This window comes from Actinomadura geliboluensis (assembly GCF_043197915.1).
GTDB classification, from domain to species: domain Bacteria; phylum Actinomycetota; class Actinomycetes; order Streptosporangiales; family Streptosporangiaceae; genus Spirillospora; species Spirillospora geliboluensis.
This window is the reverse complement of sequence record NZ_JBICUA010000004.1, coordinates 73242-91229: the sequence shown is the minus strand read 5'-3', so window position 1 is coordinate 91229 and position 17988 is coordinate 73242. Positions and strand designations below refer to the sequence as shown.

Below are 17988 nucleotides of genomic sequence, written 5' to 3'. Positions count from 1 at the left end.
AGCCGGAGGTCATGACGGAGTCGAGCGAACCCGCGGAGGTCGGCGGCTCGCTGGAGCAGAACCTGGTGCTCGCCCGGCGGGTGGTCGACGCCGCGCAGCGGGAGATGGCGGAGAAGGCCCGGCAGCGCGTCCCGGCGCTGCGGCTGGGCGCGGTCGCCGGGGTCTGCGGGGCCCTCGCGACCGCCGCGACCTACCGGATGAACGTGCTGCTGCTGGAGAAGAAGCTGCCGCCCGAGCTGGCGTCGTTCGTCGCGGCGGCCGTGTACGGCGGCGGGGCGGGCGCGGCCGCGCTCGCCGCGTCCCGCAAGTGGCGGGGCCTGCCGCCGCCGCTGCCGGCCGACACGGCCCGGCAGGTCGTGGAGATACTCTCCGACACGGACTGATTGACACACGGTAGCGGGCGTCAGCAGACTCGGCGGCGTGCGCATCAGCGAGCTGACCGACGTGCGGGCCGCGCGGCCGGGCGCGATCGCCGAGGCGGCGGCCGCCCGGCGGCGCCGCGACGCCCCGCTCGGGCCGTCCGGCCGGCTGCTGATCGTCGCGGCCGACCATCCGGCCCGCGGCGCGCTCGGCGCCGGCGGCGACCCGGTCGCGATGGCGGACCGCGCCGACCTGCTCGACCGGCTCCGCACCGCGCTGGAGCACCCCGGCGTGGACGGCGTCCTCGGCACCCCCGACGTCCTGGAGGACCTGCTCCTGCTCGGCGTGCTGGACGACCGGCTCGCGATCGGGTCGATGAACCGCGGCGGCCTCGCCGGGACGTCCTTCGAGATCGACGACCGGTTCACCGCCTACGACGCCGACGCGGTCGCGGCGGCGCGGCTGGACGGCGGCAAGATGCTGCTGCGCGTCGACGACGCCGACCCGGCGACCGCCCGCACGCTGGAGGGCTGCGCGCACGCGGTGTCGGGCCTCGCCCGGCACCGGCTGATGGCGATGGTGGAGCCGTTCGTCGCGCACCGGATCGAGGGCCGCGTGCGGAACCTGCTGACGCCGGAGGCGATGATCCGCGCGGTGTCGGTGGCGTCCGGGCTCGGCACCACGTCGGCGTACACGTGGCTGAAGCTGCCGGTCGTGCCGGAGATGGAGCGGGTGATGGCGGCGACGACGCTGCCCGCGCTGCTGCTCGGCGGCGAGGTCGCGGGCGAGCTCGGCCCGGTGCTGGACGGGTGGCGCCGCGCGCTGCGCATCCCCGGCGTGAAGGGCCTGGTCGCGGGGCGCTCCCTGCTGTACCCGCCGGACGGCGACGTCGGCGCCGCCGTGGACGCCGCCGTCGAACTCCTCTAGCCGGACTCACCCCGGCGGTTCCGGGTAGGGGCGCAGCATGGACACGCCTATGCACGCCGACATCACCCTGGTCGTGAACGGCACCGAGCACCGGCTCAGCGTCGACACCCGCGCGTCCCTGCTGGACGTCCTGCGGGAGGACCTCGGGTTGACGGGTTCGAAGAAGGGCTGCGACCACGGCCAGTGCGGCGCCTGCACCGTCCTGCTGGACGGGCGCCGGGCGAACGGCTGCCTGGCGCTGGCCGTCGCGCACGACGGGGCCGACATCGTCACGGTCGAGGGGCTCGAAGAGGACGGGCGGCTCAGCCCCGTCCAGGAGGCCTTCATCGAGCAGGACGCCTTCCAGTGCGGGTACTGCACGCCGGGGCAGCTCTGCTCCGCCACGGCCGTCCTCGCGGAGGCCGAACGCGGCTGGCCCAGCGCCGTGACCGAGGACCTGGGGTCCGATCCGGTGCTGGACGACGACGAGATACGCGAGCGCATGAGCGGCAACCTGTGCAGGTGCGGCGCCTACGCGGGCATCGTCGCGGCGGTGCGGCAGGCCGCCGCCGCTCGGGCGAGGGAGGCGGCGCAGGCATGAGGCCCTTCGCGTACGAGCGCGCCACCAGCGCCGAGGACGCCCTCGAACGGCACGACGGCGGCGCCGTCTACCTGGGCGGCGGGACCAACCTCGTCGACCTGATGCGGCTCGGCGTCGAGGAGCCGGGCAGGCTCGTGGACGTCGCGCACCTCCCCTACGGCGAGATCGAGCTGCGCCCGGACGGGAGCCTCGTCATCGGCGCGGCCGTGAGCAACAGCGACCTCGCCGCCGACCCGACCGTCCGGGAAGGCCACCAGATGCTGGCGCAGGCCGTCCTCATGGGGGCGTCCGGGCAGATCCGGAATGTGGCCACGGTCGGCGGCAACCTCCTCCAGCGCACGCGCTGCTCGTATTTCCAGGACACTGCCAAGCCGTGCAACAAGCGGAACCCCGGAAGCGGATGCCCGGCCAGGGAGGGCGAGCACCACAACCTGGCGATCCTGGGGCATTCTCAGGCATGCGTGGCGACGCACCCGTCCGACATGGCGGTGGCACTGGCGGCCCTGGGCGCGTCCGTACGCGTCATGGGGCGCGCGGGGGAGCGGACCATCCCCATCGAAGACCTGCACCGGCTGCCAGGTGACGAGCCGCAGCGCGACACCACGCTTGAGAACGGCGACCTCATCACGGCCGTGGAGGTGCCCGCGCTGGGCATGGCGTCGCGGTACCGCAAGGTGCGGGAGCGCGCGTCGTTCGCGTTCGCGCTCGTCTCCATAGCGGCGGCCCTGGACGTACAGGACGGCCTCGTGCACGACGTCCGGCTGGCCTTGGGCGGCGTAGCCCACAAACCGTGGCGGGCCTGGCGCGCCGAAGAGGCGCTGCGCGGCGCCGAGGCCACCGAGGAGGCGTTCCAGCGCGCCGCCGAGGCCGAACTGGAGGCCGCCGAGCCGCTGCGCGACAACGGCTACAAGGTGCCGCTCGCGCGCAACCTCATCGTCCGGACGCTGTCGGAACTCGCGGGAACGGGGGCATCATGACCGAGCGCTTGGAGAGCCGCGAGAAGGTCACCGGGCGGGCGCGGTACGCGTTCGAATACCAGGTCGAGAACGTCGCCTACGCCTCGGCCGTCCAGGCGAGCGTGGGCAAGGGCGAGGTCAGGTCGGTCGACACCGAGGCCGCGCTGCGGATGCCCGGTGTCATCGCCGTCCTGTCCTGCGAGAACGCCCCGGCGCTCAGCGACACCTCCGACGGCGAGCTGGCCCTGTTCCAGTCGCGGACGGTCTCCTACCGGGGCCAGTTCATCGCCGCCGTGGTCGGCGAGACGCTCGAGACCGCGCGGGAAGCGGCCCGCCTCGTCAAGGTCGAGTACGCGGAGGAGCGGCCCGACGTCACGCTCCGCACCGACCACCCCGGCTTCTACAAGCCGGACAAGGTGAACCCCGTCTTCCCCACCGACACCGAGCAGGGCGACCCGGAGGACGCGTTCAGCAAGTCGGCCGTCTGCGTGGACGTCACCTACACGACCCCGGCCGAGCACAACAACCCGATGGAGCCGCACACCACGCTCGCCCAGTGGAACGGCGACGGCTCCCTCACCCTCTACGACTCCACGCAGGGCGCGTCGCCCGTGCAGGCCACGCTCGCGAAGGTCTTCGGCCTGGACCCGTCCCAGGTTCGCGTGGTGGCTCCCCATGTCGGCGGTGGGTTCGGCTCCAAAGGGACACCCAGGCCGAGCGTCGTGCTGGCCGCGATGTGCGCGCGCGCCGCGGGACGTCCGGTCAAGTTCGCCGTTCCCAGGCAGCAGATGTTCGCCACGACCGGCTACCGCACGCCGACCATCCAGCGCATGCGGCTCGGCTCCGACGAGAACGGCCGGCTGAACGCCGTCCTGCACGAGGTGTTCGAGCAGTCCTCCACCGTCAAGGAGTTCGCCGAGCAGACCGCGACGCCGACCCGCGTCATGTACCAGGCGCCTCATCGCCGCACGTCCCACCGCCTGGTGCGCCTGGACGTGCCCACACCGTCCTGGATGCGCGCCCCCGGCGAGACGCCCGGCATGTACGCGCTCGAATCGGCGATGGACGAGCTGGCCGGCGCCGCCGGCATCGACCCCGTCGAACTGCGCGTCCGCAACGACACCGACCGCGAGCCGGGCAGCGGGCTGCCGTTCAGCTCCCGCAACCTGGTCGCGTGCCTGCGGGAGGGCGCCGACCGGTTCGGCTGGGACCACCGCGACCCCGCCCCCGGCTCCCGCCGGGAGGGCCGCAAGCTGGTCGGGATGGGCGTCGCCGCGTCCACCTACCCCGCCTACCTGCAGCCCAACAGGGCGATGGCGCGCGCCGAGCCCGACGGGACGTTCACCGTCCGGATCGCCGCCGCCGACATCGGCACCGGCGCCCGCACCGCCCTCACCCTGATCGCCGCCGAGACGCTCAAGTCCGACCTCGACCACGTCCGGCTCGAGATCGGCGACAGCTCGTTCCCGCGGGCGTCCGTCGCGGGCGGCTCGTCGGGGACGGCGAGCTGGGGCATGGCCGTCGTCCGCGCGTGCGAGGCGTTGAAGGGCAAGCTGAACGGCGCGGTGCCGCCCGAAGGGCTGGAGGCGTCCGCCGACACCACCGAGGAGGTCGGCGGGCGGGACGAGTACGCGCGGCACGCGTTCGGCGCGCAGTTCGCCGAGGTCGAGGTGGACGCCGACACCGGCGAGACCCGCGTCCGCCGCATGCTCGGCGTCTTCGCCGCCGGCCGGATCATCAACCCGACGACCGCCCGCTCCCAGTTCATCGGCGGCATGACGATGGGCATCGGCATGGCGCTGATGGAGGAGAGCGTCATGGACCGGGAGTTCGGCGACTTCCTCAACCGCGACCTCGCGCAGTACCACGTCCCGGCCTGCGCGGACGTCCGCGACATCGAGGCGGCGTGGCTGGAGGAGTCCGACCCGCACCTGAACCCGATGGGCTCGAAGGGCATCGGCGAGATCGGCATCGTGGGCGCCGCGGCGGCCGTCGGCAACGCCGTCCACCACGCGACCGGGATCCGCGTCCGCGACCTGCCCATCACCCCGGCGAAACTGCTCCCCCACCTCTGAACCGCGCCACCACCTCTGAACCGCGCCACCACCTCTGAACCGTGCCACGGCCCTGACCGGGGACGGAGGTCCTGACCGGGCTTGACTGATTGAAAAGTTCACTATCAAGGTGATCTGCGTCACGCGGGTGGGTATCGATCACGTGCTCGGGGGCGCTCCCTACCCGCGAGGTGATCGCCGTGTACCAGCAGGTCCTCGATCCCATCGCCGATTCGCTCGGCTGGAGCTCACTGGTCGCCGCACTGCCGCTCGCCGTGCTGTTCGTGCTGCTCGGCGGCGTCCGCATGCGCGCGTGGCTCGCGTCCCTGATCGCGCTGGCCGTCTCCCTGGCCGTCGCGATCTGGGCCTACGGCATGCCCGCCGGCCAGGCGCTCCTCGCCGGCACCGAGGGCGCCGCGTTCGGCTTCTACCCGATCCTGTGGATCGTCATCAACGCGCTCTGGGTCTACAACATCACCGTCACGACCGGCCACTTCGACGTGCTGCGCCGCTCGTTCGCGCAGGTCAGCGACGACCACCGGCTCCAGGCCGTGCTGATCGCGTTCTCCTTCGGCGCGCTGCTGGAGGCCCTCGCGGGCTTCGGCACGCCCGTCGCGGTCACGTCCGTCATGCTCATCGCGCTCGGCTTCCAGCCGATCAAGGCCGCCGTCCTCGCCCTCACCGCCAACACCGCCCCCGTCGCGTTCGGCGCGATGGCGACGCCGATCCTCACCCTCGGCAAGGTAACCGGGGAGTCCAGCGACACGCTCGGCGCGATGGTCGGGCGGCAGACCCCGATCCTCGCGGTGTTCGTCCCGCTCGTCCTCGTCGCCATCGTGGACGGGCGGCGCGGCCTGCGCGAGACCTGGCCCACCGCCCTGCTGTGCGGCGCCGCGTTCGGCGCCGCGCAGTACGTCACCGCCAACTTCATCTCGGTGCCGCTCGCCGACGTCGTCGCGTCGCTGGTCTCGGCCGCCGCGGTCGTGCTCGCCGTCCGGCTGCGCCCGCGGCCGGCGGCCCGGCCCGCGCCGGTCGCCGGCGGCGCCGCCGACGAGCCCACCCCCGAGTTCGCCGCGCGCGTGGAGAAGGGCGGCGAGCCCGACCCGCGCGCCGAGGTCGCCCGCGCCTACGCCCCCTACGCGATCATCATCGCGGTCTTCGTCGTCTGCCAGATCGACCAGGTCAAGGAGCAGCTCGACAGGGCCACCCGGACGTTCTCCTGGCCCGGCCTCGACCTCACCGGCCCGACCGGGAAGCCGCTCACCCTGCCGACCTTCACCTTCAACTACCTGACCACGCCCGGCACGCAGATGCTCGTCGCCGGGCTGATCACCATGGCCGCGCTCGGGGTCGGCCTCGGCAAGGCCCTGCGCGCCTACTGGACGACCCTCGTCCAGCTCAAGTGGGCGATCATCACGGTGATGGCGGTGCTCGCGCTGGCGTTCGTGATGAACGCGTCCGGGCAGACGGTCACGCTCGGCACGTGGATGGCCGGGGCTGGCGGCGCGTTCGCGCTGCTGTCCCCGGTGCTCGGCTGGCTGGGGACGGCCGTGACCGGGTCGGACACCTCGTCCAACTCGCTGTTCGGCGCGCTCCAGGTCACCGCAGCGAACAAGGCGGACCTGTCGCCGGTGCTGATGGCCGCGACCAACAGCTCCGGCGGCGTCCTCGGGAAGATGGTGTCACCGCAGAACCTCGCGATCGCGGCCGCCGCCGTGGGGCTGGACGGGCGCGAGGGCGACATCTTCCGCCGCGTCGTGCTGTGGAGCCTGCTGTTCCTCGCCGGGATGTGCCTGCTGTCGGGCCTCCAGGCGACCGGCGTGCTCGGCTGGATGGTCCCGTGACCCGGATCCCCGCGACCCGGATCCCCGCGGGCTACTGCAGGTAGCCCTCGACCTCACCGGCGGGGCGGACCTCGGCGTCGTCCGGGTTCTGCCCCGCCGCCATCCGGGCGCGGCGCTGGCGCAGCAGGTCCCAGCACTGGTCGAGCGCGACCTCCAGCCGGCGCAGCCGCTCCTGAGCCTCGGCGCTGGTCGTCTCGGCGCGCTCGTGCGCCTCCCGCAGGCCGTGCTCCTCCTCGATGAACGCGTTGATACGGTCCAGAATGGCCTTCTCGTCCATGAAATCCGCCCGGTTGGGTTCATAACGTGCCGACAGGTGAGAGCCTGGCATACACGGGGCCGCGCACGGTAGCGGCGCCCCGTCCATGGGCGAGGTGCGCAACGACATGACCATCTGGCGGATCGGCGGCGGCGAGGGCGGCCCCGGCTCGGGGGAGCGCCCGGTTCCCCCGTCCGGCGAGGCGCCCCGCTGCGACGTCGTCGAACTCGACACGGCGCTCCTGCACATCGCCGCCGCCTCGTCCTCGCCGTGGCTCCGGATGTCCGGCGAGATCGACGTCTCCAACGCCCCGGACGTGGGCGCCGCGCTGCACGCCGCGCAGGCCCGCGTGCCCGGGGACCTGCACGTCGACCTGGCCGCGATCGCCTTCATGGACGTGGCCGGGCTGCGCGCTCTCACCCTCGCGGCCCGCGAGCTCCACGAGCACGGACGCCTGCTCGTCCTGCACGCGGTGCCGCCGTACCTCGACCGGCTGTTCCGGCTGATCGGGTGGCACCTCACCCCGGGCCTGGCGATCCACTGCCGCCCGCGCGGCTGACCCCGGCCGCCGTGCGCCGGTCCCCCGTGAGGTCATCGGGGGACCATCCCCGCGTCGAGGTCCGGTAAACGAGGCGCCGTGCGGGCGTCTTTCCCGTTCTATCCCGGTTCGTGGCAGTTTGACTGCTCAAACCACGGTTAGGAGGGGTTCTACAGCTCTCCGATTCCAGAGGAGGGATCTCATGGCAAGGCGAAGAGAGCACGCGCAATCGCCGATGTCCGGCGAGCGCGCCGCACCGTCGACGCCCGCGCAGGGCGCCGCCACCCCCGCTCCCGGCGCCGCCACGGCGGTACCGGGCAGGGGCGCCAATGAGCCGGGCGAGCACGCGCTCTGGGAGGACCGGACGCGCGTCATGCTGCAGCCCATCGCGGCTCCGTCCATCCTCGGGCTTTTCGGCTTGGCGGGCGCGACCATGATGGTGGGCGCCTGGCAGGCGGGCTGGTACGGGACCGCGGCCACTCCGCTCATCCTGTGGCCGTTCGTGCTGCTGTTCGGCGGCCTCGCCCAGTTCCTCGCGGGCATGTGGGCCTACCGTGCGCGGGACGGGCTCGCGACCGCCGTGCACGGCCTGTGGGGCTCGTTCTGGTTCGCCTGGGGCCTGTTGTTCCTGCTGGTCAGCGCGGGCGCGGTACCGATCGCGCTGGCACCAGTGCTCGGCGTGGCGAGTCAGGGCTTCGCGTTCTGGTTCATCGCCCTGGCGGTGATCACCGGGCTGACCGCGCTGGCGGCGCTCGGCGAGAACATCGTGATGGCGCTGCTGCTGGCGTGCCTGGCCGTGGGCTCGGGCTTCACGGCGGCCGGTTTCTGGGCGCCGTCCGGCTGGAGCCTGGACGTCGGCGGCTGGCTGTTCGTCGCCACCGCGGTCATCTCGCTCTACGCCGCGGGCGCGCTGATGATGGAGAACACCTTCGGCCGGACGATCCTGCCCACCGGCAAGTACCGTGCCGGCGGCAACATCCCGGGCGGTCGCGGCGTGCGGCCGCTGGAGTACCGGTACGGCGAGCCGGGGGTGAAGATCGGCCAGTGAGTTCGCCGGTCACCGGCGTTTCGCCTTGACATTCCCGTTGCCTTATCCTGGGCCGATCTGGAAGGTTCGGCCCGGAGGGGGAGCGGGAATGTCATCGGCGGTCCGGCGGACGTGGCGGCGCCTCGTCCAGTCCTACATCACGCTCTGCGCGCGCGACGACGCCGCGAAGCACGGCTACAGCATTCCGACCGGCGTCTGGTCGTGCGTGCGCTGCAACCAGCCGCACCTTGAGCTCTCCACGCTCAACCACCACCTCCGCACCGAGCACGGTGTGATCGCGGGCTGAGTCCCGCCGTTTCGGTCTGTCCTCTTCTGAGTGATTTCCCGTGCGGGGCAGACCCGCTGCGGCCGCCTTATTGGCGGTGTGCTAATAGCGTGTTACAAGTAACCCAACACTTATTGGGTCGGGGGCCTGGCACGGGAGGTCGCCGTGACGACACGCAGAAGGTTCCTACGAGACGCGGGCGTGGTGGGCGCCGCCACCGCGGGCGCGATGGCCATGGGGCCCGTCCCCGCGCGGGCCGCGAGCGGGGGAAGGGTCGCCGTCCTCGGGGCGGGCGTCGCCGGCCTCACCGCGGCGCACGAGCTGATCGAGCGCGGCTTCGAGGTCGAGGTCTACGAGCGCACCGCCCTCGGCGGCAAGGCGCGCAGCATCTTCCCGCCGGGCACCGGGACGGGCGGCCGGCTCGACCTCCCCGGCGAGCACGGGTTCCGCTTCTTCCCCGGCTTCTACTTCAACCTCACCGACAACATGCGGCGCACGCCGTTCCCCGGCAACGCCAAGGGCGCCTGGGACAACCTCGTCCGCGCCGACGCCTACATGATGTCGCGGCAGGGGCGCCCCGACCTCACGATCCCGTTCCCCTTCCCGCTGCCGCCGGAGTCGCGGATCTACGACACCAACAGCTTCCTCGCCACGATCACCTCGGGGCTCCAGACGATCGCGAAGCTGTCGCTGACCGAGGCCGCGTTCGCCGCGCAGAAGCTGCTCGTGTACGTCACCAGCTGCGACGAGCGCAAGCTCGGCCAGTGGGAGAACATCACGTGGGCCGACTACATCCGCGCCGACCGGTTCTCGGACGAGTACAACAAGTTCATCGCCGACGGGACGATCCGCAACCTCGCCGCCACCAAGTCCAAGGACGCGAGCACCCACTCGATCGCGATGGTCGGCGAGGCCACCGTGTGGAGCATCCTCGGGCTCGGCAACGAGCCCGGCGGGTCGGTGGACCGGGTGCTCAACGGGTCCTCGTCCGAGATGTGGCTCGACCCGTGGATCGCCCACCTGCGCGATCTCGGCGTCAAGTTCAACGTGGGGTACGAGGTCACCTCGCTCAGCGTCTCCGGCGGGCGGATCGCCTCCGCCGGCGTCAAGGGCAAGGCGCCGATCTCCGCCGACTGGTTCGTGGTCGCGATGCCGTGCGAGCGGGTGTCGGGCCTGCTGAGCGACGCGGTGCTGAGCGCCGACCCGTCGCTCGCGGGGATCAAGGGCCTGCGCACCGACTGGATGACCGGGCTGCAGTTCTTCCTCAAGAAGAAGCTGCCGCTGGCCGCCGGCCACGTGAACTACGGCGACTCGACGTGGGCGGTCACGTCCATCAGCCAGGAGCAGTTCTGGAAGCGGGACTTCTCCACCTACGGGGACGGCACCGTCCAGGACTGCCTGTCCTCGATCATCTCCGACTGGTTCACGCCGGGCACGTTCAACAAGAAGCGGGCGACCGACTGCCTGCCCGACGAGATCGCCGCGGAGACGTGGAAGCAGATCAAGGCGCACCTCAACGACACCGGGGTGCAGCTCACCGACGCCGACCTGCACTCCTGGTTCCTCGACCCGGCGATCGTCCCGAACGGCAGTGGCGGCGTCACCAACGACACTCCGCTGTTCATCCAGCAGCCGGGGTCGTGGAAGCTGCGCCCGAACTCGGGGACGAAGATCCCGAACCTGTTCCTCGCGGGGGACTGGGTGAAGACGCCGATCAACGTCACCACGATGGAGGGCGCCAACCAGGGCGGCCGGCAGGCCGTCAACGCGCTGCTGGACGCGGCCGGCTCCAACGCGGCCCGGTGCGACGTCCACGAGCTGTTCGAGCAGCCGCTGTGGGCGCCGTTCAAGGCCAACGACAAGATCCGGTACGCGCTTCGGCTGCCGCACCAGTTCGACGTCCTCGACACGCGCTGGCCGGGGAGGTGACCCTCGGCCGCAAGCACCGCTAGGGCCGAGCCCGGCTAGCACCGAGCCCGGCTAGTGCAGGGACCGGCGGGCGACCAGCGCCGCGTTCAGCAGCTGCAGGTCGCTCGGCCGGGCCGGGTCGAGCCCGGTCAGCGCGCTGATCCGGCGGACGCGGTAGGCCACCGTGTTCGGGTGGACGTGCAGCGCCGCGCCCGTCGCCCGCCGGTCCAGGTCGCAGGCCAGGTACCGCTCCAGCGTGCGGAGCAGCTCCGGCTTGCGGTCGAGCGGCGCCAGCAGGGCGGCGAGCCCGGCGAGCGCGCCGCTCGGCCGGCTCAGCTGGTAGTCGAGCAGGACGTCCGCGAGCCGGTACAGGCCGGGCGGGCGGCCGGCCCGGCGGACCAGGTCCATCACCTCGGCCGTCCGGACGGCGGCGGCGGGGATCCCGGCGGGGCCGGTGATCTCCGCCGCCGCCGTGACATCGGTGTCGGCGCACTTGGCGGCCCGCGCCACCAGCTCGCACAGGACGTCCCAGCCGGCCGAGAACGGCAGCAGGGCCGTCCCGCCGGCGCTGTCCAGGGCGGTGAGCGCGGGCTCGTCGGCGACCTCGTCCAGCGCCGTCCGGATCCGCCGGATCTTGCGCCGGGCCGCGATCCGGGCGCGCTGGCCCGTGCCCGCCTCGTCCGGGTGCGGGGCGAACGCCAGCGTCAGCACCGCGTAGCGGGGCGCCGGGCGGTGCCCGGCGGTGTCCCCGCCGAGCAGCGCGGTCATCAGGGCGTGCCGCCCGCCGTGCTCCTGGCTGTCGATGATCTGCCGGACCTCCAGGTAGGCGGAGCTGACCGCCGACAGCAGCAGCCGCTGGAAGTCCAGGAAGTAGCCGAGCGCCTCCTGGAAGGCGGGCAGGTCGGACGGCCGCGCCCCGGCGGTCAGCTCCTCCCACGCCATCGCGGCGCCGATCTGGTACGCGGTGAGGATCGCGTCCAGCGGCACCTCCTCCTCGGCGCGCAGCGCCGCCGAGTCGCGCTGGTCGCCGAACTCCTCCGGTGCGGCCGGGCGGCGCCGCTCCAGCACGTCCGCGAACTGCCGCAGGCTGTGCTGGACGATCCCGGCGATGTCCCCGGCGACCTCCTCCTGCGGCAGTTCCGCGTAGACGGGCAGCTCGGTGAGCAGCCGCGCGACGACCCGCCGGGTCAGCCGCGGGGCGCGGGCCCGCAGATGCGCCGCCATGGGCCGTCCCGCCATGCACAGCACCGTGTTGTCCCGCGTCACAACGGCTCCCGCAAGAGTCTGTTTTCACGCCAATTGAACGGTCTGTCCAGATTCTGGACGATCACGGCGACATCGTCCATGACGCCGGGAGTTTGGCATGAAGCGTCTGTTGCACGGCATGGTCGGCGCGCTCGTCCTCGCGGGCACGGCCCTCGTCGCGTCCCCCGCCCACGCGGCTCCGCTCGCGGAGGGGCCGGTGGAGTACGTCGCCCTGGGCGACTCGATGGCCTCCGGGCCGCTCATCCCGAACATCACCGGTCCGATCGGGTGCGGGCGGTCCACCCACAACTACGCGCACGAGCTGGCCGCCGCGCTGGGCGCGAACCTCCGCGACGTCACGTGCAGCGGCGCCAAGAGCAGGCACATGACCGAGCCGCAGAGCACGAGCGTCGCCGGCGTCGACACCGGCACCGTCCCGCCGCAGTTCGACGCGCTCACCGCCTCGACCACCCTCGTCACCCTCACCATCGGCGGCAACGACGTCGGCCTCGTCGGCATCGCGGAGGACTGCGTCAACCTCGACCCCACCGCCACTCCCTGCAAGGGCGAGTTCGAGACCGAGGTCGCGCAGCGCACCCAGGAACTCGGCCCGCGCCTCAGTGCCGTCCTGGACGGCATCCGCGCCCGCTCCCCGAAGGCCCGGATCGTCGTGACGGGCTACGGCCTCTACATCAAGCCGAACGGCTGCTGGCCCGTCCAGCCCGTCCTGCCGACCGACGCCAACTTCCTCCAGGGTGCTGTCAACGCCATGAACGGCGTCATCCGCGACCAGGCGAACGCGCACGGCGCGACGTACATCGACCTGGTCACGCCCAGCGCCGGCCACGACGCGTGCCAGTCGGCGACCAAGCGGTGGGTGGAGGGCTACGTGCCCCTCAACCCGGCCGCTCCGCTGCACCCGAACGCCAGGGGCGAGGCCGCCTACGCCGCCATCATCGGGAACACGCTGAGTGCCTGACCCGCGACGCAAAGATCTGCCCTAATTGATCTTCCCAAGTGTTGATCTTGAACTTATGATCAACATCACAGCGCGCGAGACCGCGCGCCGGCACCGCGGTCCTCCGGGAGGTCCCATGCAGAAGGTCGAACAGGCGAAACCGGCCCCGAAGGCCAAGAAGATCAAGCTGGAGATCAAGCGGCTGGAGAAGGTCGAGACGACCGGTCTCCGCGAAGGCGGCTGATCCTCCCCGAGTGCGTACCGGCCGGCCAGGCCTCGGCCTGGCCGGCCTTTCCCTGTCCACGACCGGAAGGCTCGCATGCGGCTCCCTCGAATCAAACGCGTCCACCAGCCCCTCGCCCTGCCCGGCGACCGCATCCTCATCGGCCTGATGCAGCAGGGCGTCGCCGCGGAGATCCAGGACAGCGAGGACGGCGCCGTCGCGCGGCTCATCACCCTCCTGGACGGCACCCGCACGGTCGACGAGGTGTGCGCCGCGTTCGCCGAGACCCATCCCGGCGTGGACGAGGACAGCGCCCGCGAGGTGATCCAGGACCTGACCGACGGCGGCTTCGTCGAGGACGCCGGTGCGCCGCTGCCCGGCAACCTGGACGAGGCCGAGGCCGAACGCTACGAGCCCGCCCGCAACTTCTTCGCGTGGATCGACACGACGCCGCGCAGCTCGCCGTACGAGATCCAGTCCAAGGTCAAGGACGCGCGGGTCGGCCTGCTCGGCCTCGGCGGCACGGGCTCGGCGGTGGCCGCCGGGCTGGTGGCCAGCGGGATCGGCGCCCTGCACGTCGCCGACTTCGACGTGGTGGAGGAGTCCAACCTCACCCGGCAGCTCCTCTACACCGAGGGCGACATCGGCAAGCCCAAGGTCGACCGCGCCGTGGAGCGGCTCCGCGCCATGAACGGCCTCGTGAAGGTGACCGGAGACACCGTCAAGGCGGACGGCCCGGATGGAATCGCCGCGATGATGGAGGACTGCGACCTGTTCGTCCTCTGCGCCGACGAGCCGCACCCCGACATCATGTTCTGGACGAACGAGGCGGCGCTGCGGACCGGCACCCCCTGGTTCGTCAGCTTCTACACGGGGCCGATGGCCGTCGTGGGCGGCCTGGTGCCGGGCGAGACGGGATGCTGGGCGTGCCTGCGCCGCCACGAGGACCAGCGCGAGTTCAAGGCCCACGGCCGTTCCCTCACCGAGGAGCGCCCCAACGCGGTGATCGCGGCCAGCGCCAACGTCAGCGGGCACCTCTGCGCGCTGGAGGTGCTCTACCACCTCGGGGGACTGCCCACCCAGGCACGCGGCAAGGTCTTCCACTGGAACTACGCGATGTGGGACCACTCGTACTTCATCGAGATCCCGCAGGACAGTGACTGCCCCGCCTGCGGGAAGCCGTGACCGCGGTCGAGTTCCACCCGCTGGTGGTCCGCCCGGACGACGACGACCCGGACGCGGTCGTCGTCGGCCGGCTGCGGATCGGCGAGTTCGTGGAGCTTCCCGCCGTGTACGGGGACGGGATCGTCCTCCTGCGCGACGGCCTGACGGTCGCCGCGGCCGAGGAGCGCATCGCCGCCGAGCACGACATCGAGGTCGACCTCGGCGAGCTCGTCGAGGCCCTCAGCGACCTCGGGTTCGTGCGGTCCGTCGACGGAGAGCCGCTCCCGGACCCGGCCGAGGACGCCCCGCGCAGCCACTTCGCCCGGCTCACCGAACGGAACACGGCCTGGCTGTTCGGCCTCCCGGCGAAACTCCTCTGGTCGGCGGCGGTCGGCGCGGCGCTGGTCACGCTCGTCCTGCGCCCCTCGCTGCTGCCGAGCTACTCGGACTTCTTCTGGAACGACTACGTCGGGTTCACCGTCCTGGTCAACACGGTGATGATGTCGGTGTCGATCAGCGTGCACGAGCTGATGCACCTGATGGCGGCGCGCTCGCTCGGCGCGCCCGGACGCATCGGCTTCGGCACCCGGCTGCACAACCTCGTGGCGCAGACCGACGTCACGGGGGTGTGGGGGGTGCCGCGCCGCTCCCGGTACCGGGTCTACCTCGCCGGGCTCGCCTGGGACCTGCTGCTGATGTCGGCGCTGGTGCTGCTCGTCGCCCACGCCGGGCTGCCCGGGACCGTGGACGCGCTGCTGCAGGCGCTGGTCATCACCGTCCTGATGGCGATCCCCTTCCAGCTCCAGGTCTACATGCGCACCGACCTCTACTTCGTGCTGCGCGAACTGCTGCGGACCCGCAACCTCTTCGACGACGGGCTCGCCTACGCCAGGTACCTGCTCGCCCGGTCGGCCGCCGCGGTGCGCCGACGTCCGGGCGCCGTTGAGGACCCGACGGCCGGGCTGTCGCGGCGGGAACGGCTCGCCACCCGCGTCTACTCGTTCTTCCTCGTGTTCGGCGCCGGCATCACGCTCACCTCGTTCGCGCTGTTCGGCGCGCCGATCGCGGTCACGGCGTTCCTGCGCGCGGTCGAGGGCGTCGCCGACGGCTTCACCGGCGGGCCGGTGCTCCAGGCCCTGGACTCGGCCCTGCTGATCCTCATCGAGGGCGCCATCCAGGCGCTGTTCGTGGTCACCTTCGTCCGGACGCACCGGCACTGGTTCCGCCGCCGCGGCCGGCGGGGCGCCCCGGCCGACGCCTCGGCCGAGGCGGACGCACAGGCCGAGGCGGACGCGCAGGCCGAGGCGGCGCCCGCTAGCTGACCTTCTCGCCGGTGCGCAGCCGCACCAGCACCACCCCGTACATCCGGTCGGACGGGCACAGGCCCCACTGCTTGGAGTCCTCCGACCGGGGGTGGTCTCCGCGCAGCGCGAGCATGCCCCGCGGGACGTCGCCGGTCAGGTCGCCCGCCACCCAGGACGGCACCGGGTCCCCGGCCGCCGCGAGGACCCGCTTGACGTACCAGCCGCCGCCGCCGGAGGGATCGGCGGGGCCGCGCCATCCGGTGCGCCGGTCGGGCCGCTGGACGACCACGATCCGGCCGGGCCGGGCCCGGCGCCGGTGGCGCAGCACCAGCAGCACGTCACCGTGGTGCAGGGTCGGGGTCATGCTGCCGCCCCGCACGGTGACCGTCGAGAGCAGGCTCCGGGCCGCCAGCGCCGCCGCCCCGGCGGCCAGCACCGAGGGGACCGCCCAGCCCAGTGCACGGTTCATCCGGCGGTCACCGCGTCCTCCTGCGGGCTCTGCTCCTGGTAGCCCTCCGCCTGGTTGCGGAAGAGGCGGGCGTAGACCCCGTCCGGGGACGCGGTGAGGGACGCGTGGTCGCCGCTCTCCAGGATGCGTCCGTCCTGCACGACGACGATCCGGTCGGCCTGCCGGACGGCGCTGAGCCGGTGCGAGACCAGCACGCTCGTGGCGCCCGCTCGCAGCTCCCGCAGCCGGTCGTGGACCTCCCGCTCGGCCACCGCGTCGAGGCCGGAGCTGGGCTCGTCCAGGATCATCAGGTCGCGCCCCCGGCGCATCAGGCCGCGGGCCAGCGCCAGCCGCTGCCACTGGCCGCCCGAGAGGCGGACCCCGTTCGTCAGCGCGGCGTCCTCCGGGTCGCCGTCCGCGTCCCCGGCGTGGAACAGCCGGCTCAGCATCGTCCGGTAGCCGACCGGGAGCCGCTCGATGGTCGCGTGGACCCCGGCGCGCTCGGCGGCGTCCCGGATCCGGGCCTGGTCGTCGAGCGCGTCCAGGTCCCCGAGCCCGATGTTCTCGGCGGCGGTGAGGTCGTAGTCCATGTAGTCCTGGAAGACCGCCCCGATCCGCTGCCGCAACTGCTCCACGGGGACGTCGCGGACGTCCACCCCGTCCCACAGCACGGCGCCGCGCTGCGGGTCGTAGAACCGGCAGAGCAGCTTGACGAGCGTGCTCTTGCCCGCGCCGTTGAGACCCACCACGCCGAGGGTGGTGCCGTGCGGGATGGTCAGGTTCAGCCCGCGCAGCACCCACGGGGCGTCGTCGCTGTAGCGGAACCACACGTCGCGGAACTCGATGGCGTGGGACAGCGGGGCGAGTTCCCGTGGCCGGGTAGGCCCGGCCAGGTCGTCGTCGCTCCCGACGACCATCAGGTAGTGGTGGAAGAGCAGCGCGGCCTGGTGCCCCTGGGCGATGCCCTCCACCAGGGCACCGAGCCCTGCCTGGAGCCCCGCCAGCGACGCGATGAACACCGACACGTCGCCGACGCTGATCGTCCTGGTGGCCGCGGCGTGCACGGCCCACAGCAGGCCCACCGCCGCCAGCACCGCCCCTAGCGCGGCGAGGAGGATCTGGACGCGCACCACGCTCCGCTCCAGCCGGTCCTCGGCGTCGTTGGCCGCGCGCAACTCGGTGAGCATCCGGCCGTGCAGGAGGTTTCCCAGCCCGAACAGGCGGACCTCCTTGGCGGCCTGCAGGTCCGTCAGGAGCATCTGGTAGAAGAGCTTGCGCCGCAGGCCGGGGCTCATGTGCCAGAGCAGCCCGGCCCGCCGCCGGCTCAGCGTCAGATGGGCGAACAGCGCGGGCGCTGCCGCCGCCAGCGCGGCGCCCGCCATGACCGGGCTGATCGCCACGAGCGCGCCGAGGAACCCGGTGACGGCGAGGGTGCCCCGCAGCGTGGCGAGGCCCATCTGCACCAGCTGGTCGGGGGCCTGCTCGGCGGACTGCTGGGCCAGCCGCAGCCGGTCGTGGTAGCGCGGCTCCTCCAGGCGGGCCAGCCCGTTCATGCGGTTGACCGCGGCGAACATCCGGTCCTGGGAGTGCAGGCCGATGGCGCGCCGGGCCCGCCCCTGCGCGTACGTGGTGACGGCCGAGGTGACGGCCGTCGCGATGCCGAAGGCGCCGATGGCGGACGCCAGCCACACGAGCGTCCCGGTGCGGGGGTGCGCGGCGGTGAGCTCGTCGATCGCCACCTTGGTCAGCCATGCGGTCGCCACCGGCGCCGTACCGCCGACCACCGCCATGGCGAGCTGGAGGGCCAGCATGCCGGGGCAGGCGCGCCATGCCAGCGCGTAGGCCGCCTTCATGCCGCGCAGGACGGAGACGCCGGGCTCCGTCCCGTCACTCGGCTCCGTCACGTCGCC

17 protein-coding genes are annotated in these 17988 nt (G+C 72.7%); 13 read left to right on the top strand and 4 right to left on the bottom strand.

Annotated features, from left to right (window positions below; genetic code table 11):
* Window positions 1-11: 11 nt before the first annotated feature.
* The 6 genes from ACGFI1_RS14700 to ACGFI1_RS14675 all read left to right on the top strand — a co-directional run bounded on the left by ACGFI1_RS14700 (window position 12) and on the right by ACGFI1_RS14675 (window position 6721).
* The gene (locus ACGFI1_RS14700; RefSeq protein WP_364551141.1) at window positions 12-383 is read left to right on the top strand and encodes a phage holin family protein; all 372 of its coding nucleotides are present in this window, start codon (window positions 12-14) and stop codon (window positions 381-383) included.
* Between the two features lie 37 nt (window positions 384-420).
* Window positions 421-1287 (top strand): Cgl0159 family (beta/alpha)8-fold protein, encoded by an 867-nt coding sequence (locus tag ACGFI1_RS14695; protein WP_138635498.1) that lies wholly within the window; start codon window positions 421-423, stop codon window positions 1285-1287.
* Window positions 1288-1336: 49 nt separating this feature from the next.
* Window positions 1337-1867, top strand: coding sequence for a 2Fe-2S iron-sulfur cluster-binding protein (locus tag ACGFI1_RS14690; RefSeq protein ID WP_138635515.1), 531 nt, complete (start codon window positions 1337-1339; stop codon window positions 1865-1867).
* Window positions 1864-2844 carry an FAD binding domain-containing protein gene (locus ACGFI1_RS14685; protein ID WP_392785664.1) on the top strand — a complete coding sequence of 327 codons (981 nt, stop codon included), beginning with the start codon at window positions 1864-1866 and terminating at the stop codon, window positions 2842-2844. Before ACGFI1_RS14690 ends, ACGFI1_RS14685 begins: the two co-directional genes overlap by 4 nt.
* A complete protein-coding gene (locus ACGFI1_RS14680; RefSeq protein ID WP_364551145.1) occupies window positions 2841-4898 on the top strand; it encodes a xanthine dehydrogenase family protein molybdopterin-binding subunit in 2058 nt (685 codons plus the stop codon). Before ACGFI1_RS14685 ends, ACGFI1_RS14680 begins: the two co-directional genes overlap by 4 nt.
* Before the next feature lie 179 nt (window positions 4899-5077).
* Window positions 5078-6721 carry an L-lactate permease gene (locus tag ACGFI1_RS14675; RefSeq protein WP_364551147.1) on the top strand — a complete coding sequence of 548 codons (1644 nt, stop codon included), beginning with the start codon at window positions 5078-5080 and terminating at the stop codon, window positions 6719-6721.
* 31 nt (window positions 6722-6752) lie between these two features.
* Here ACGFI1_RS14675 and ACGFI1_RS14670 read toward each other — a convergent pair whose 3' ends face one another.
* Entirely contained in the window at window positions 6753-6998 is a 246-nt protein-coding gene (locus ACGFI1_RS14670) for a DUF2630 family protein (protein WP_138635494.1), read from the bottom strand.
* Between the two features lie 106 nt (window positions 6999-7104).
* Between ACGFI1_RS14670 and ACGFI1_RS14665 the strand changes: the two genes are divergently transcribed.
* The 4 genes from ACGFI1_RS14665 (at window position 7105) to ACGFI1_RS14650 (ending at window position 10757) form a co-directional block, all read left to right on the top strand.
* Entirely contained in the window at window positions 7105-7536 is a 432-nt protein-coding gene (locus ACGFI1_RS14665; protein WP_364551149.1) for an STAS domain-containing protein, read from the top strand.
* 181 nt (window positions 7537-7717) lie between these two features.
* Complete coding sequence (locus tag ACGFI1_RS14660; protein ID WP_364551151.1) at window positions 7718-8563, top strand: acetate uptake transporter family protein; 846 nt, start codon at window positions 7718-7720, stop codon at window positions 8561-8563.
* An 88-nt stretch (window positions 8564-8651) separates the two neighbouring features.
* Window positions 8652-8849: a hypothetical protein gene (locus ACGFI1_RS14655; RefSeq protein ID WP_364551153.1), complete on the top strand. Its 198-nt coding sequence runs from the start codon at window positions 8652-8654 to the stop codon at window positions 8847-8849.
* Between the two features lie 144 nt (window positions 8850-8993).
* On the top strand, window positions 8994-10757 hold the full coding sequence (locus ACGFI1_RS14650) for a hydroxysqualene dehydroxylase (protein WP_387074140.1): 1764 nt from the start codon (window positions 8994-8996) through the stop codon (window positions 10755-10757).
* A gap of 51 nt (window positions 10758-10808) precedes the next feature.
* On the opposite strand, the gene ACGFI1_RS14645 is transcribed toward ACGFI1_RS14650, so the two are convergent.
* Window positions 10809-12002: a PucR family transcriptional regulator gene (locus ACGFI1_RS14645; protein WP_392785662.1), complete on the bottom strand. Its 1194-nt coding sequence runs from the start codon at window positions 12000-12002 to the stop codon at window positions 10809-10811.
* A 97-nt stretch (window positions 12003-12099) separates the two neighbouring features.
* Here ACGFI1_RS14645 and ACGFI1_RS14640 point away from each other — a divergent pair, with 97 nt between their 5' ends.
* The 3 genes from ACGFI1_RS14640 to ACGFI1_RS14630 all read left to right on the top strand — a co-directional run bounded on the left by ACGFI1_RS14640 (window position 12100) and on the right by ACGFI1_RS14630 (window position 15648).
* Window positions 12100-12960, top strand: coding sequence for an SGNH/GDSL hydrolase family protein (locus ACGFI1_RS14640; RefSeq protein WP_392785660.1), 861 nt, complete (start codon window positions 12100-12102; stop codon window positions 12958-12960).
* 298 nt (window positions 12961-13258) lie between these two features.
* Window positions 13259-14347: a TOMM precursor leader peptide-binding protein gene (locus ACGFI1_RS14635; protein ID WP_138635489.1), complete on the top strand. Its 1089-nt coding sequence runs from the start codon at window positions 13259-13261 to the stop codon at window positions 14345-14347.
* On the top strand, window positions 14344-15648 hold the full coding sequence (locus ACGFI1_RS14630; protein WP_392736890.1) for a hypothetical protein: 1305 nt from the start codon (window positions 14344-14346) through the stop codon (window positions 15646-15648). The genes ACGFI1_RS14635 and ACGFI1_RS14630 overlap by 4 nt, the downstream gene beginning before the upstream one ends.
* On the opposite strand, the gene ACGFI1_RS14625 is transcribed toward ACGFI1_RS14630, so the two are convergent.
* On the bottom strand, window positions 15641-16099 hold the full coding sequence (locus ACGFI1_RS14625; RefSeq protein WP_392785658.1) for a S24/S26 family peptidase: 459 nt from the start codon (window positions 16097-16099) through the stop codon (window positions 15641-15643). The genes ACGFI1_RS14630 and ACGFI1_RS14625 overlap by 8 nt on opposite strands.
* Window positions 16096-17982: an ABC transporter ATP-binding protein gene (locus tag ACGFI1_RS14620; protein ID WP_392785656.1), complete on the bottom strand. Its 1887-nt coding sequence runs from the start codon at window positions 17980-17982 to the stop codon at window positions 16096-16098. The genes ACGFI1_RS14625 and ACGFI1_RS14620 overlap by 4 nt, the downstream gene beginning before the upstream one ends.
* Between the last annotated feature and the right edge of the window lie 6 nt (window positions 17983-17988).